This is a genomic window from Planctomycetota bacterium (genome assembly GCA_039182125.1).
Lineage (GTDB): Bacteria > Planctomycetota > Phycisphaerae > Tepidisphaerales > Tepidisphaeraceae > JBCDCH01.
Genome location: JBCDCH010000053.1, coordinates 1 through 15,529, shown reverse-complemented (window position 1 = coordinate 15,529; position 15,529 = coordinate 1). Strand labels below are relative to the sequence as shown.

The 15,529-nt window shown below is 65.3% G+C and carries 11 protein-coding genes and 1 tRNA gene; 6 read left to right on the top strand and 6 right to left on the bottom strand.

What is annotated here, in order from left to right:
• Positions 1–34: 34 nt before the first annotated feature.
• The 3 genes from ccsA (at position 35) to AAGD32_13380 (ending at position 3,943) form a co-directional block, all read left to right on the top strand.
• A complete protein-coding gene (gene ccsA / locus AAGD32_13390; GenBank protein ID MEM8875236.1) occupies positions 35–1,759 on the top strand; it encodes a cytochrome c biogenesis protein CcsA in 1,725 nt (574 codons plus the stop codon).
• Between the two features lie 73 nt (positions 1,760–1,832).
• The gene (locus tag AAGD32_13385) at positions 1,833–2,807 is read left to right on the top strand and encodes a hypothetical protein (GenBank protein ID MEM8875235.1); all 975 of its coding nucleotides are present in this window, start codon (positions 1,833–1,835) and stop codon (positions 2,805–2,807) included.
• 194 nt (positions 2,808–3,001) lie between these two features.
• Positions 3,002–3,943, top strand: coding sequence for a hypothetical protein (locus AAGD32_13380; GenBank protein ID MEM8875234.1), 942 nt, complete (start codon positions 3,002–3,004; stop codon positions 3,941–3,943).
• Positions 3,944–3,948: 5 nt separating this feature from the next.
• Here AAGD32_13380 and AAGD32_13375 read toward each other — a convergent pair whose 3' ends face one another.
• The 6 genes from AAGD32_13375 to AAGD32_13350 all read right to left on the bottom strand — a co-directional run bounded on the left by AAGD32_13375 (position 3,949) and on the right by AAGD32_13350 (position 12,568).
• A complete protein-coding gene (locus tag AAGD32_13375; protein ID MEM8875233.1) occupies positions 3,949–4,923 on the bottom strand; it encodes a hypothetical protein in 975 nt (324 codons plus the stop codon).
• Positions 4,924–4,946: 23 nt separating this feature from the next.
• Positions 4,947–6,314, bottom strand: a complete 1,368-nt coding sequence (locus tag AAGD32_13370; protein ID MEM8875232.1) for a UDPGP type 1 family protein — start codon at positions 6,312–6,314, stop codon at positions 4,947–4,949.
• Between the two features lie 40 nt (positions 6,315–6,354).
• Positions 6,355–6,735: a hypothetical protein gene (locus AAGD32_13365; GenBank protein MEM8875231.1), complete on the bottom strand. Its 381-nt coding sequence runs from the start codon at positions 6,733–6,735 to the stop codon at positions 6,355–6,357.
• A 47-nt stretch (positions 6,736–6,782) separates the two neighbouring features.
• Positions 6,783–6,855, bottom strand: a tRNA-Phe gene (locus tag AAGD32_13360).
• Between the two features lie 139 nt (positions 6,856–6,994).
• The gene (locus AAGD32_13355) at positions 6,995–9,685 is read right to left on the bottom strand and encodes a hypothetical protein (protein ID MEM8875230.1); all 2,691 of its coding nucleotides are present in this window, start codon (positions 9,683–9,685) and stop codon (positions 6,995–6,997) included.
• A gap of 588 nt (positions 9,686–10,273) precedes the next feature.
• Positions 10,274–12,568, bottom strand: a complete 2,295-nt coding sequence (locus AAGD32_13350; GenBank protein MEM8875229.1) for an SdrD B-like domain-containing protein — start codon at positions 12,566–12,568, stop codon at positions 10,274–10,276.
• A gap of 200 nt (positions 12,569–12,768) precedes the next feature.
• Between AAGD32_13350 and AAGD32_13345 the strand changes: the two genes are divergently transcribed.
• The 3 genes from AAGD32_13345 (at position 12,769) to AAGD32_13335 (ending at position 15,442) form a co-directional block, all read left to right on the top strand.
• Positions 12,769–13,812 carry an amidohydrolase family protein gene (locus AAGD32_13345; GenBank protein MEM8875228.1) on the top strand — a complete coding sequence of 348 codons (1,044 nt, stop codon included), beginning with the start codon at positions 12,769–12,771 and terminating at the stop codon, positions 13,810–13,812.
• 98 nt (positions 13,813–13,910) lie between these two features.
• Positions 13,911–14,342, top strand: coding sequence for a hypothetical protein (locus AAGD32_13340; GenBank protein ID MEM8875227.1), 432 nt, complete (start codon positions 13,911–13,913; stop codon positions 14,340–14,342).
• Between the two features lie 38 nt (positions 14,343–14,380).
• Positions 14,381–15,442 carry an AI-2E family transporter gene (locus tag AAGD32_13335; GenBank protein ID MEM8875226.1) on the top strand — a complete coding sequence of 354 codons (1,062 nt, stop codon included), beginning with the start codon at positions 14,381–14,383 and terminating at the stop codon, positions 15,440–15,442.
• The last annotated feature ends 87 nt before the right edge of the window (positions 15,443–15,529 follow it).

Sequence of the window (15,529 nt, the reverse complement as noted above, 5' to 3'; positions counted from 1 at the left end):
ACTATCGGCGGCAAAAAATGCCGATTCCTGAATCATGCGTGTCCATAACTGCCTGCTGCTCACGATGCTGGTCTGCACCTTGTCCCTTCTTTCACAAGGGGCATGGGCGCAGACATCCAACGGGTCAACGTCCGACCGATCGGCGTTCATGGAGGCGGTCGACGTGGGGCCGGTCAAGTTGTTGAGCGTCCAAGACCGGCAGACGATCAAGACGTTCGACACGTTTGCCCGCGGACGGATCGCCGAGATCACCGGCAAGCGGCGTATTGATGGCCGGGAGCCGGTCTTCACCGTGCTCGACATGGCCTACCGCCCGGACCTGTACTCCGGACGCAACCTGATCAAGGTCAAGCACCTGCCGCTCCGACTGGAGTTGGCCGAGTTGCCGTTCCTTACCACCGAGGAAGCCGATCGGTTGCGCCAGGAAGGCACGATCTCGCTTTTGTTTTTCATCCGCTCCGAGGTGCAGGATTACCTCGAAGCACAGCAGGCATCGGCGATGCACAAGGCCGACGCGATCAACAAGCTCGGTTTCCAGGCCGCGATGCTCGACGAACTGTTGGGAGCAAAAGAGTTCCGCGACCGGGACATCTTCCCGCCGGTCGCGCTGATCCCGCCGGCGACCGAAGATGACCAAATCTGGAAACGGCAGGGCGACGTGGTGGGCAACGTGCCGTTGATGGTCGGTGCCCGTGCCGAGGCCGGGCTGAGTTCCCCCGACCCACTGCCCGGCTACGACGGTCAACGCCTGCAAAATCTCGTGCTCCCCACGCTCGAGTTGCTCACCGGCTGGAACCAGGAGAACGCGACGCAGGTCAACGGTGCCTTGGCGGAGATCGCGCAGGTCGTGCCGGGGATCGTTCCCGAACGCTACCCGGCTGAATCCAAACGCAAAGCCGAACTGCTCTACAACCGCTACGGCACGTCGCTGGGCATGATCCTCGGCTCGGCGCTGTACATCGGCGCGACGGTGTTCCTGCTGATGGCCGCGCGCGTACTCGGGCCCAAGCTACGCATCGTCGGACTCACGATGTTCATCGCGGCGTTCCTGCTCCACACCGCCGCGATCGGTATTCGCTGGTGGCTTGTCGAAAAGTCGCACGGCGACTGGTTCCACGCCATTCCCATCAAGAATCAGTTCGAGTCCGTCATGTTCAGCGCGTGGTTCGGCGCACTCATCGGGCTGATCCTCGAGTTCTGGAAGGGCAAGGGCCTTTTCGCCGCCGCGGCCGGGTTCGTCGGGGCGCTCTCGCTCACGGCCTTGTTCACCGTGCCGTTTGTCTTCAACTTCGAGATCGGCGGGCAGATCAGCCAGGTTCAGGGTGTGCTCATGTCCTACTGGCTCTACATCCACGTCACCATCGTCTGCGCGAGTTACGCTCTGATCGGGATGAGCTTCGCGATGGGTGTGGCGTGGCTATTCGGCAGGTTCGTGTTGGGCCGCACGCTTCCGCAGTTGGCCGCGCTGGACCAGTGCCACATCACCGTCATGCAGCTGGCGTTCTGGATGCTGGGCATCGGGATCATCTTCGGTGCCGTCTGGGCCGACATGTCCTGGGGCCGCCCGTGGGGTTGGGACCCGAAAGAGACCTTCGCCCTGGTGACGTGGATCGTTTACTTGATGATCGTCCACGTCCGTATCATCACACCGAAGAAAGCGTTGTGGACGAGCGTGCTGGCGATCATCGGCTTCGCGATCATGCTCTTCAACTGGATCGGCGTGAACTACTTCATGGTCGGGCTCCATAGTTACGCTTGAAGGATTTTCGCGTGCCGCGCCGATATCTGCCCAAGCGATGCAGCTTGCGCAGATTGACAGTGACGGTTGTTCGATGGCGGCACCGGGGGCCGGGTGGCTTTGGTGTGTGCATGGGATGGGCGTCGAGGTCGATTGCGCGGTGCCGGGGTTGCGCGAGGCCGCGTTGACGTTTGCCGAGTGGGCCGAGCCGGCGTTGCCGCCGGGGATGTCGATCATACGCGGCGAGGTGTTGCCCTACGACGCGGACAAGGTTGCGACCCACCTGAGCACCAACGCCAAGCCTGTCGCCGACGCGGTCGGGTTTGCCGAGCTCTGGCAGGACCCGGCCATGCCCGGCATCTATTGGTCCATCGACGAACGCTGGGGCCTGGGCGAAATCAACTTGCCCAAGCGAACGTGGCGTTCATGGGTGCTCGACCATGCGGCCGAGAACAGCGCCGACCTGCCCCGGCTCATGGAACAAGGGGTGCTGCAGCCGATGGCACAACTCCTCCGCACGCGCGGGCTGCACCTGATGCCGGCGGCTTCGCTCGCGGTCGGTGGCTGGTCATTGCTATTGGTCTGCCCGTTCAACATTCAGCCCGAGATCGCTCGGCTCGTGGATGACGGCTTTGACGTGATCGGGCAACGCTGGACCGCGCTGCGTGAGGAGGACGGCGCCGTCGCGTTGCTCGGCACCCCGGCCCCGGTCGAGATGAGCCGATCCCCCCGGCCAATGCGGATGCACCAGCCGACCGACGGCCCGCCTTGGTCGACGCTGCCCGCGAACCGGGTGCATCACGCGTTCGCCGACGCGGTGATCGTCATCGACGCCGGCCGACGCGGTGGGTGCGAGATCTCTCCGGTCTCGGCCATGGACGCGGCCAACACGATCCGCAACGCCTGGCCACTGCCGCCGTTGGACCCGCACCGCCATGCCCCGACGCTTGCGGCGAAGCTGGCCGAGTGCTGTAACGTGTTCCGCGTGGAGTTGAGCCGGGAGCCTTTGGAGTTCGTCGGGCTAATCGATCTGATCCGCCCGAGTAGCGCGGTCCGCCGCGCGGCGTGAGTTTCGCAAATGAACTCAGCAGCCGGGCGATTACATCGCCCTGGCCGCGATCCGCTTCGCATGCACGAAACGTTTCGTCGACACGAGCGTCTCCGCGGCCAGGGCGACGTAGTCGCCCGGCTGCTGGAAACCGCATCCGATTCGACTCACATACTGGTACGATCCGTGTCTCACCGGCTGACCCTGGAGGCACCATGATCCGCACGCTCGTCGCCGTCGTTGCACTGCTGCTCACCACCGCCGCACTCGCCCAGCAGAACCCGCTCGACACGCGGCCGGCCAACCCGCTGGACCGCTCGGGCGCGACGACCGAGGCTGGCTGGTCGACGTACCAGCATCCGACCGGTTTGATCGTGGCTCACCCGGATACCTGGACGGTGCAGCAGACGCCCGAGGTGTTGTTGCTCCAGCCGGCGGACGCGCGGCCCGAGCGGGAGATGTTCGTGCTCTCATGGCTGCCGCAGGCGATGCCGCTCGGTACGCCGCAGACGCTGGCGGCGATCGATGCCCAGATACTGCAGTTCGCCGCTGACGCCCGCCGCACCGACACCCGCCCGATCACCACCGGCCTCGGTCCCGCACAACGCCTCCGCTACACCGGCACCGGCCCGACCAACCAGCCCGGCGTCGTGCTCGTCTACTACATCCCCCACGAGAACGGCGTGCTCATGCTCGTCGCGGGCATGAGCACGGACCTCGAAGCACAACGCGCACCGGTCACCGACGCGATCTTCCAACGCCTCAGCGTCGGCGAGCGGCCCGCCCAACAGCCGCTCTCCGACAAGGTCGATCCTAACCTCGTCGGCTCCTATCGCACCGGCACCACCTTCCACGACCCCGGCGTCGGCGGCAGCGTCGATGTCTACGTCCACCTCCGCCCCGACGGCTCCGCCGTCCGCAACACCAACTCGACCTTCTACATGCAACAAAAGGACGACGACGGCAACATCACCGGCGGCGTCGACAGCATCGGCCAGAACAACAATCAAGGCCAATGGACCGCCGACGGCACCACCGTCACCGTCCGCTGGGACAACGGCGAGACCCTCCACGCCCGCTACAAAGTCTTCAGCAACGGCGTCGAGGTCTACCTCGCTAACGGCGAGAAGCTGCTGCTGGAGAAGGTCGGCGGGTGAAGCGTTCAGCGCGGTTCGCTGACGGGTTGAACTTCGAAACCGCGGACTTGTTGGGCTGCCAGCGCCGGGGTACGGGTCCAGCCGATCAGGCGTTCGGCGAACTCGTTCATCCGCCGGGCGCGGCCGATTTTGGTGACGTAGTTGCTTGGGTAGAACTTCAGACGCCGCTCCTTGCCCGCGCCATCGCGGAAGACCAACACCGCCGGTCGCGCACCGAAGAGTGCGGCGACGTCGATTTTCTGGGCATCACGCTCCACGCCCTGGACGGCATGTAAGTGGATGTCGAACCGTCGGCTATCGCCGACGAAATGAAGCATTTCGTCGGTGAGCCAGATCATGCCGAAGTCCTGCTCGACGGTGCGGGGCCAGCGTTTGAGTTTGACGTCCGGATCCGCGATGGACATACCAATGCCTTCGCGAATGGCGGTGGGTGAGATGTGCAACGCGCGAAACCGTCGGCGGAAAACAATCACGCCCAGCGGATACCAGATGTCGACCATGATCAGCAGCAACTGAAAGGCGATGAACCAGACGAAGGTCAACGGGGCACCGACCAACACCGCAGGCACGCCGAGCCGCAGAAGTGGTGGCTGAGCCGCGGCCGTCAGCAGGATCGACAGGCCACAACCGCCCAAAACCATGACGGCGAGGTTGCTCAGGTACGAACGCAGTACCAGCCGGTAAAACACCGGCCGCGCATAGTTGAGAATGAACGCGCCGCTGAGCGTGGTGACGCCCCAGATCAGTCCCGCGAGCGTCAAGAACGGAATGGCGATGAGAAGTGCCACGTTCATCGCCAGCGGCACGAGTGCCGGACCCGCCGGTGTGAGGGCGGGGTCTTCAGGGGCGAAAAGCCACTTCGCGCCGAGCAGCCCCAACGTGATGCTCCCGCCCATGACGATGACGAGTTGGGCGACCATCCACACTCGTCGCGCCGTTGAAAGCGGCTTCACGTCGGACTCTTCGGCGCTATTGCTCATCGCACATCCCGACCAACGGATCGTCAGTCGCCGAAGTACACCACCGCGCCGCTTTGGATCGGGGTGGGGGGCAGGTCTTTCGTCTTGGTCTCCTCGACGTCGACGGCGAAGAGGGGGCTGATCTCCAGTGTCGCGTCGGGTTCGCCATTCGCTTCGGGGACTTCGACGCCGGCGGTGCGTAGCCAGCGGGCGGCGCGGCGGATCTGGTCGCGGCGGCTGGTGGCGGGACTGTCGTTGCCCTCTGCGTTCTTCACCGGGCTGAATTCTTCCTCGCGGGACGTCTCCAGCACGATCGCGGTCTCGGCCAGCGGGATCGCGTCGAAGACGAACTGTTCGAGCTTCACGGCATTGGGCGTCTGCGGGTCGGGGTCGCCGACGTGCGGGACTTTCTTGTCGGCCCGGTGCCAGATCAGGTCGAGCCGGCCCGACGCGGTGAGGCGTTCGATGAAGTCGACCCGCAGGGCGTGGATCGCGATAGAGCCGGCGTTGAACTTCAGGCTGCCGTCGGCGTTGGTCTGCTCGGCCAACTCGTCGGGCAGGTCGGAGTACTCGATGACCGCGAGCTTGCCGTCGGCGACGCAGAAGTTGCCGACCTTTTCCTTCGCGAACGCCTTGGCCAGTCCCTTGCTCGACATCTCGCTGCCGGTGGTCGCGTGAAGGCCCAGGAACAGCGGGTCGATGCAGTGGACCATGGGGTTGTCGACCTGGAAGTAGGACAGGTGCTCGATGCCGCGTGACTTCATGTCCGCGAGCGCGCCGGACTTGTGCAGGGCCATGAGCGAGCCGCCGTGGCCGTCAGGGCTCAGCGCGAGCGAATCGTCGGAGGCGAGCAGCATTTTCCCGTCTGTGCCGAAGGCGGGCATCATGCCCTGCTGGAAGAAGACGACGTCGCCGGCGGGGTAGCCGAAGTGGTTGTGCTTCTCGAAGAACGCCCGCGTCGGTGCGTCGTTGACGCTGGAGGTCATGATGTACCACGGGATGCTTTTGCCCGCGTGCTTCGAGTGGGCGAGCAGTTGTTCGGCGAAGACCTGGAAGAGCGGCTTGTTCTTGATGGGGGTGACGGGGTACTCGCCCTTGGGGCCGTCGTAGCCGAGGCGCGTGCCTTGGCCGCCGGCGACGAGGAACGCCGCGACCTTGCCGTCCTTGAGCAGTTGCTTCCCGACACGTTCGGCCTCGGCGTACTCGGCCTCACGACTGGCGTCCGGCACGCGCGGATACGTTTGCACCGGCTCGATCTTCGCCGGCAGGTGCAGCTCCGGCTTGTTCACCACATGCGACGCGGCCAACTCCGCGAGCAGGCCCAGGTCCAGCGGCGCAAGCTGCTCCGCCACGCCCGGCTTGCCGACGAGGTGACCTTGTCCGATGTCGTTGAGTTTGGCGTCGAGGCTCATGGCGAGCATGGTGCCCGCGAGATGGCCCGACGCAAGTGGGTCACGCGGCTTTGCGGACGGACTTCACACGTTTTTGGCGTTTGGCGAAGCGGGCGGCCGCTTCCTCGAAGCGCCGGCCGGCGTCGGAGCGGACCTTGCTCGTGGCCGAGAAGCCGCCGAGCAGATCGAACGCCAGTTGCTTGAGCCGAAGGGCGTCGCGACAAAGTTTCTCTTTGACCGTCGGTGGCGCGGGCGGCAAGGGGTTGCGTTCGATGCGCGGCTCATGGCCGATCAACGCCGCGTGAATCGCCACGCACTTGTGGCGTACATCCTCCGGCGGCGCGGCGTCCTGGTTCGGCGTCTGGGCGTCGTCGCTCACCGATCTGGTATCGGCGTGGTTGGTGTTCGCACGCCAGTTCTCGTGGATCGGCGTCCAGGACACATCCGCCGGCGCATGAAAACCCACGCTCGACGCGTGGGTTTCGGGGATGGGCAGAGCCGGGATCGAACCGGCGACACTGCGATTTTCAGTCGCATGCTCTACCAACTGAGCTACCTGCCCGGGACGGGTACGTTAGGCAGGTGCGAGGGCAAGGAACAAGTCCGAGTGACGAATTCCCGAATGACGAATGAATGAACAAATCCGAAGACCCCTTTATGGTCATTCGGCATTCGGATTTCTTTCGTCATTCGGGAACTCGTCATTCGTCATTTCCCACCACCAACACCCCCGCGAACCCTTTGTCCCGCATGCCATCGACCGGGCCGGCCCAGGTGGCGGTTTGGCCGGTCTCGTGACGGTGCTGGGCGAAGTTGAACTTGTACATGACCGGGCGGACCGGGTTGCCGCGTTCGTCGAAGCGGCCTTCGAGCTCCAACGCCGTCAGCGGGATCGCCAACTCGCCACGCCAGACGTTGTCGACGAGCGTGGACTGGAATCGCGTGTTGGACTCGAACGGCTGCCAAGGCACGCGGAAACGCTTGGGGTCGCGCCGCCGCTCGGCCCAGACCACGCCGGTCGGCTTCACGTTCAGCAACATCAGCGGCCCGACGCTGCCGTCCTCGTACACCGCTTGGATCAGCAGCTGCGCCACGTCCTCGCCCCATGCCCGGCCGGTGTCGATCTCGATGACGTTGCCCGCCCGGCTCGCCGCATCGCTCGCGCCTTCGAGGCGGAACGCGACGTACAGGTTGTCCTCGGTGTAGCCGGCGTGCAGCGACGTTTCGGTCGGGGCGCGGATCAGGCGGTAGTCCTGCACGCTGGGCCGATCGAACATCGCGACCAGCGGGCCAGCGTGGATCTGATCGGCCGGCAGCCAGTCGGCGAGTTCGCCGTCGAGCACGATCCCGCCCGGCAACCGGTCGATCGTGACGGCGGGCAGGCGCATGGCGACTTCGGTCTCGGCCTGGGTGAAGCCCTGCACGAACTCGACGGACGCGAGGTGATCGGCGGGTCGGCCACGCGGCCGGGTCTGTGTCGGGTCGACCGTCGCGGCCAGCGGGAATCGCTCGACTTGGTACACGCCCAACTCCGGCACGATCCGCGGCCGGGGCTGCACTGTCCAGCCGAACGGCGCGTCGGTCCAGCGCAGTTCGTTGGCCTCGGGGGTCGTGTCGGACGCGTTGTACAGGTCGGTGCCGAGCCGAAGGCGGACTTGATTGGCGTTGATGTAAGTCCAGTCGGCGGTGCGTGGCATAATGAACGGCCGCTCGCGTGGGACCATCCAAAGGAACTGCCTCCGCTCAAGCTCGGTGCGGGCCCGCCGGTCGGGTGGCTGGCCGGGGCGGTTGAGCAGGATCATCTCCGAGACCAGCTGCAACGCCTCGTCCCAGGCGTCGGCGTCGGCGGTGCCGGACATCAGCGTGTATGCCGCGTCGGGGCTTTGTAGCGGTTGGATTTCGACCGGCTTGGCAAGCAGGTTGGCAAGGAGGCGGGCGTTGAGCACCTCGCCGCGCTCTTGGGCGAGCACGAGGTACTCGTAGTCCTGCTGCGCCCGGCGGAGCCATTTCATATGAACGCTGGGCACGGGGCCGTCGAGGCCGAACCACTCGCCGGGGTAGAACCAGATCAAGCGTGACGGATCGGCCGGCTGGTTGGCGGCGGTGTCGGGCATCGTCTCGCCGAAGTCGACCAGCGTCGCCCCGCGGGAAAAGGCCAACCACGCCCAGACGCGCACATCTTCCTGCGTCCCGCCGGCCCCGACGAACGGCACCAAACCGGGCACGTCCGTCGCCAGCCAGCCGGACGGCCGCTTGAACTCTCCGGGCCAGCGATCCGCGGGGAGGCCGCTCACCAGACCTCGTGACACCGCCAGCAGTCGGTCCGACTCCTGCGGCGGCGTGAGCTCCGGGCCCAACGCGATCTGCTCGGCTTCCAGCGGCAGTTGCACGATGACACGTGGGTGCGCCCGGATCAGGTCGCCCGCCTCGGCCGAGAGACTCACGAACTCACGTGCCGGCACCGGCATTTGCTGGCGGATCACCGCGGGGCTGCGCTCCAGCCAGTTCTGGGCGTCGAAGAAGTTGGCCGCGACATTCCAGTACTGCAACCGATCGTTTACCGGGTACCGCGCCAGCCCGGTCACGTCCGGCAACGGCCAGTGTGGCAGCGGCACTCGATCCTCGAACTGCTCGCCGGTCAGCCAGGGCTCGACGACGCTCTGGTACTGTGTCCATGTCACGGTCGGCGGATCGCCCGGACGCCATTTCACCGTTGGCTCCAGGTCCGGCACGTACGCGCTGAGCCGATGTTCGTGGGCAAGTTTGATCAGCCCGTCGAGGACTTCCAGGGCCGGAACACTGCGGGGATTGTCGCGTTCGAGCAGGCGGGGGTTGCTCGTCTCGAACCGGTCGCGGTAGACCTTGCGGAGCGGCCCCCAGCCGATCGGACCGGCCACGCGCAGATTCCGCTGATCGGGCAGGTTGAAGTCCAACACCTCGATGCTCAGCGGCACCCCCGAGCCGGGCACGACTCGGCCGCGATCGTCGATGACGTCGATGGAGCCGTTGTAAATCCCGGCCGGCTGGGTCGGCGGGACGATCACGTCGAGCCATGCCCAGCCGCTGGTGCCGGTCACGGTCGGCAGGACGCCCATCACGGCGGTGTCGGCCGTTACGTTTTGCCACGGCAGCAGGGCGCGGGGCAGGCGGTCGGGCGCGTTGGCGGCGGTCTCGCCGGTGTGTCGGACGTAGCCCGCTCGCCGCAGGTCGACCGGCACCTCCGCCACGGCGTATCCCTGTAGTGCTTCGGCAGGCAGGGGGGTACCGTCGGCGAGGACGGGGATCGTCACCCGCAGCCGGGCTTGTCCGCCGGGGAGGTTGTCCAGCCGTAAGGGAATGCCGAGTGCCTCGTTGCGGGCCGCAGCGCGGGTGATGGTGGCTTCTGCGAGCATGGGCCGGTCATCGGACGTGCCGATGGGCAAGATTGCAGAGTCCGCTCCGGTGTCTCCCGATTTATCCACATCCGTGCCCTGACCGCAGCCGATCACGACCAATGCCAGGGCGATACCGGCCGTCAATCGGCGCAGAAGTTGGGCATGAGTTTCTTGCAACAAGGTCGGTCCCATAACACTTCTTTTCGGTCGGGAAGGCGGTTTTTCGACGGCGTAAACGCCGATCAGGCCGGCGTGGGGCGGGGTGGGAATGATACGGTGCTTCGGCGTCTCGCGTCGCCAAAGCCACGGTTTGGCATTCGGGTTTTGGTTGGACGGAGAAACTGATTCAAGGTTTTTCGGTTTACGCTTGCAGTCGTTGAAACGGTTCGCTAATGTCACGGCTGCGGCAGGGCACCACGGTCGCGAGGAACGACCCGCCCTGACTGACACGAACCTCGTTTCCTCCTCCGCCAGGCTGCACGGACGACCCTCCGCCGTGCAGCCTCTTTTTTGCGCTCGGTCAGAGAAGGTCGGCGTGTCCGATAAAGCCGAACCGCCGCATGCCTTGGGAGGCGTGCGGCGGTCCGGGTCGGATCGGCATTGACGTTACGACTCGAGTCGGAGGAGTCGGACGGCGTCGACATAGGTGACACCATCGGAGCCGGCGTTGAGCCGGACCGTGACCGGCCCGGCCGGCAGTTCGATGCTGTCGATCAAGTCGAACCCGCCGCCACCGGCGGACTGGTCGATCGTGTACTCGGCCAGAACGTCGCCTTCGCCGTCGAGTACTTCGAGAAGGACATCGCTGGCCCCGTCACCGGTTTGCGGCGATTGGAGGAATAGGGCGAAGGTCCCGGCGGTCGCGATGCTGGTCGAGAAGTCGGCACTGCCGTTGCTGGTCGAAACCGCATCGCCGAAGAGTGCTCCGGCAACGCTGACGTTGGAGAAGACGCCGTTGGTGGCGAAGCTGCCGCCGTCGGCGGTGTCGGTGCCTGTCGCGTTGATGAGGATCTCGCCGGTGCTGAGCGTGGTGACTTGCGCGCGTCCGGCAAACTGGCTCGAGCCGCTGATGTTGAACGATCGGACGCGGGCGAAGAGTGTTTCACCCGGCGCTGCACCGTCGATCTGGGCGGTGGTGGTGTTCTCCGGGGCGATGTAGACGACCTGCTCGCCACTGAACTTGCCGGTCGGGCTGACCTCGATGCGGAAGCCTTCTTCGTTGTCCGAGTTGTCGCGCCAGTTCAGGCGGATGGAGTCGGAATCGACCGGGCGAGCGGTGAGCACGGCGGGCTTGGTCGGCACCGGCTCGGGCGGGCTCAGGAAGACCGTGGTGGTCACGATCTCGCTGGGCACTTCCAGGCGGTCGTAGGCCCGGGCGTAATACGTCACGAAACTGCCTGCGTCGCCGAGATCGGTCAGGTCCTGAGCACGGAACCGGCCGGCCGGATCATCAATGGCGATGAACTGGTCCTGGTTCGGTCCCTTGGACTGAAGACCGGGAATGCCGTTGGTTTCTTCCCAGAAGACGACCTGTACCACCTGGTCGGCGGCCCTGACGTCGACGTCGCCGGTGTTGATGGCTTCGACCTCGATCAGGTCGCCGGCCAGCGCGACCGGGTCGGTCAGCGAGTTCAGGACGTTGATGGCCTGCAGGCGTTCGATGGTCGGGCGGTTGTTGGCCCGGTGAGCGAAGTTGACCTGCTGGATGTCGTCGCCGGCGTTCTCGATCACGGCGAGTTCGACGAAGGGTCGGACCAAGCCGGCGAACGCGCCGGTGCCGACGGTGCCGCCGGTCGGTTGCGTGGTGGCGAAGCCGGACTCGGGCTCGAAGAAATCGGCCGCGCCGTAGTCGACCTCGTAGCCGAGGTCGTTGAACAGACCGACGGTCACACGGCTGACAGGCTCAAGCGAGCCGGACGGCCCGGAGAACGGGCTCATCAACTCGATGCCGAAAACCGACTCACGCCAGTGACTCGCACCGGCGACGTTCTCGGTGGGCACGCCAGCGGAGTTCTCATCGAAGATCGAGTTGTACTCGCGGACGGCGTTTTCGCCGATGAACTGCGGGTTAGGACCGGCCTCGGCGCGACCGAACGCGTTGGTGAAGAACCCGGTCACCAAGTCATTTTCGAACCAGATCTGCTGGCTGAAGCCCAACGCGTGGGCCATCTCGTGAACGGTGGTGCTGAAGAAGTCGTTTTCGTCGGTCAGTGCCAGCGTGTTGAGCTGGAGGTTCCCGACGTAGGGGAGGAAGTTGTCATCCTCGGAGCGGTAGCGGGTGGGCCGTTCCGGGTTGAAGAACGAGTTGTTCAACTCGCCCGGCTGGTAGAAACCGAGCGTGGTGCCACCACCGGAGAAGCCTTCCTGGAAGGTGCGCACTTCGAAGAGAATGTCGTCGACGAAGCCGAAGACCGGGTCGTCAGTGATGTCGGGCAGGTCGCCGACGATGATGGACTCCCAGCGATCCGCGGCGGTCAATACGAGTTGTTGCTGCGTCGGGGTCAGGCCGTTATCGGCGAAGACGATATCGATGTCGAACAAGCCCAGGCGGGAGAGGCCGCCCGAGGGGCCGGGCAGGGTTTGGGCCTGCGTCTCCGGGGGTATCGCGTAAATGTAGTAGTTGCCCGGGTCGAGGTCTTCAAACGTGTACTCGCCCAACTCGTCGGTGACGGTGGAGAGTTCGCCGGGGTCGAGCTGGCGGTCGTTGTCTTCGTCGATGAAGACGGTGACGCCCGGCTGGGCGACTTCGCCGACGTCGAGGACGCCGTTGCCGTTGGGGTCTTCGAAGATGAACCCGCTGACGGACGCGAGGAGCCGGCGCTCTTCGAGGCGCTCCACGGCGGTAAATGCGGCTTTTTGTACGGCGGGCTTGCTTAGGTGGGTCATCGGGCGAGTTCGCATGGTGGAAAAACTACTGGAAAGAAATACAACACACCCTCCGACGCCGCTCAACCCATAACGTTCCGTTTTCCGGCCGGAAATCGCGGGATTGGTCCTCGAAAAGCGTGTCCTTTGATTGTCGTGCAACGGCGGCGTCTGTCAACGATCGCCCCCGCTGGTGCGCGCCGGATCGGTCGCGGCATCTCAAGCTATCCTCCCCCATGAGCGTTTCGCCCCCGCCAGCATCGACGCCATCCCCGCCGCCGACGTTGCCGTCCGACGGATACAACCGGACGGGCCTGGACTTCGGGCGTCGCTTGCCGCCACCGCCGGTGGCGTCACCGGTGATCGATTGCCACACGCATTTGCTAAGCGCGCACCATGCCGGGACGTGGTTTGCGTGTGCAGATCACTTCGGGATCGACGTGACGGTGACGATGACGCCGCTCGAGGAAGCGTTGCGGGTGGTGCGAGGGCCGTTCGCGCACCGGGTGGCGTTGATCAACGTGCCAAGTTGGGGGGACGTGGTCGATGATCCCGTGCGGCTCTACGACGAAGACCTTTTCCTCCGTCGGCTCGACGGTTACCACAACCTCGGCTGCCGGGTCGTGAAGTTCCACCAAGCCCCGGGCAGCATGTCCCGCCACGGACTCACGCTCGGCTCCGACCGCCATCGCCGGCTGCTCGACGCGACCGTCGCGTCCGGCTCGATCATCATGTCCCACATCGGCGACCCGCAGACCTGGTACGACGGCAAGTACGCCGAGGACCCGGCGACCTTCGGCGATCGCGACACCCATTACGACGCGTGGGAGCGCCTGCTCGATGACTATCGCGACCATCCGTGGTGGGGCGCACATCTGGGCGGCTGGCCGGAGAATCTTGACCGGCTCCAGTATCTGCTGGATCGCTTCCCGAACCTCTGGCTCGACCTCTCCGCGGCCAAGTGGATGGTCCGCACGCTCAGCGCCCAACGCGACGCGGCGAGGGAGTTTCTCATCCGCAACCAAGACCGGATCATCTGGGGCAGTGACCAGGTCAGCCACGCCGACCGCGGCTTCGACTTCTACGCCTCGCGTTGGTGGGTCCACCGCAAGCTCTTCGAGACGGCCCAAGTCGGCGAAAGTCCGATCGAAGACCCCGATGGCATCGACGGCGGCGTCGAGCTGCGCGGTTTGGCACTGCCGACCGAGGTGTTGATCAAGTTCTACCGGACCAACGTCGTGCGCCTGCTCGGTTCGGTGGGGGTGTCATTCACCAACTAAAGCCTACGGCTTCAGCCGTGGGTCCGCGATCGGACACGCGAGCCGACCCACGCCTGAAGCCGTGGGCGTTGAGGCGCGGTTTCCGTTACGCTTCACACATGCTCGCAACGTTTCTCTTGGCAGTCCTGCTTCAAACCGCACCCGCAACGCAGCCGGCAACGGCCGCGCCGCCGATGGAGTTCGACACCTACCACTTCGTCCTGCTGGTCGCGGCGGAGTCGCCGCCCGAGGACATGACTCGCGAGAAGGCCACGGAAATCCAGGGCCAGCACCTCGGGCATCTGACCAAGATGTGGGAGCAGGGATACGCGTTGGTCGCCGGTCCGTTCGGGGATCGCATCGACCCGCGCTGGCGTGGCATGGTTCTCTACCGCGGCGATCTGACCAAGGAACAAGTCATCGAACTCGCCTCGGCCGACCCGGCGGTACAGGCCGGGCTGCTCGAGGTCAAAGTCATGGCGTGGTACACCGCCAAGGACATGCTCGAGTTCAAAGCACCGCCGAGCACGCAACCGGCCGACGGAGAATGAGCGATGCCGGTCCGGGGCGTTGGGGTTAGCGTTCGATCGTGGCTGTTCCCAAAAACGTCCTGATCGTCGCGACCATCGCGTGTGCCGTGGCGGCGGCTTACTTTCTGGCGTGGAAGCTGTTGTTCGTGCTCGGGCTGGCGTTCACGGCCGTGCTCGTCGCTACGTTGCTGCGAACCGGCGGATGGGCCTTGCGTCGGTTGATTCCGTCGCTCGGTGAGGATGCCGCGCTGGCGACATTCATGGGGGTTCTGTTGGTTGTCGTCGGTGCGTTCGCGTTGCTCGCATGGGGGCCGGTGCAGGGCGAGGTGACGCAGTTCGCCGAGCGGTTCGAGCAGTCGGCCGACGCGGCGCTCGAATCACTCAACGACACGCCGTTCGGCCGGTACATCGCCAACGACCTGCGATCGCTGCTCGGCGTTTCGCCTGACATTGGGCCCACGCAGGTCGGTCCCGGCATCGACCTCGCGGCCATCGCCGGGCGGCTGCTCGGCGTGGTCTACGGATTGGTCGGCGGTGTCGCGGCCGCCGCCATCGTCGTTGTCGCAGGCATCTATCTAGCGTTCGACCCGAAGCTCTACGTCCGCGGCATCGTCTGCCTGTTCCCCGCCGACCAGCACGACGGACTCCGCCGCCTCGCGGACGAACTCGGCCTCACGCTCCGATGGTGGCTCGTGGGCAAGCTCACGAGCATGGCCGTGGTCGCCATTCTCAGCTATCTCGCGCTGCTCCTGCTCGGCGTCGAACTCGCGGCCATCCTCGCGGTCATCACGTTCCTGTTCGTGTTCATCCCCAACTTCGGCCCGATCCTCAGCGTCATCCCGCCGGCCCTGATCGCGATGACTCAGCAGGACGGCGGCGGCATGACGCTCGCGGCATGGGTGCTCGGAGCGTACCTCGTGATTCAGGTTCTCGAGAGCTATCTGATCACGCCGTTGGTGCAGAAGCGGGCGGTGGACATGCCGCCGGCGTTGTTGATCTTCGCACAGATGCTCATGGGTACGCTATTGGGCACGTTGGGCGTGGCGCTGGCCGCACCGCTCGCGGCAGTCGGATTGGTCGGCGTGCGTGAGTTGCTTTGCAAACGATCGGCCGGCGAGTAGCGGTGTGACCGGCCTGCGTGCGTTTCGGGTTTGCAGGCCCTACCGTGTCCGCTCGTGGTTGATGTCGATCCAAGCAAGAGACCCGCG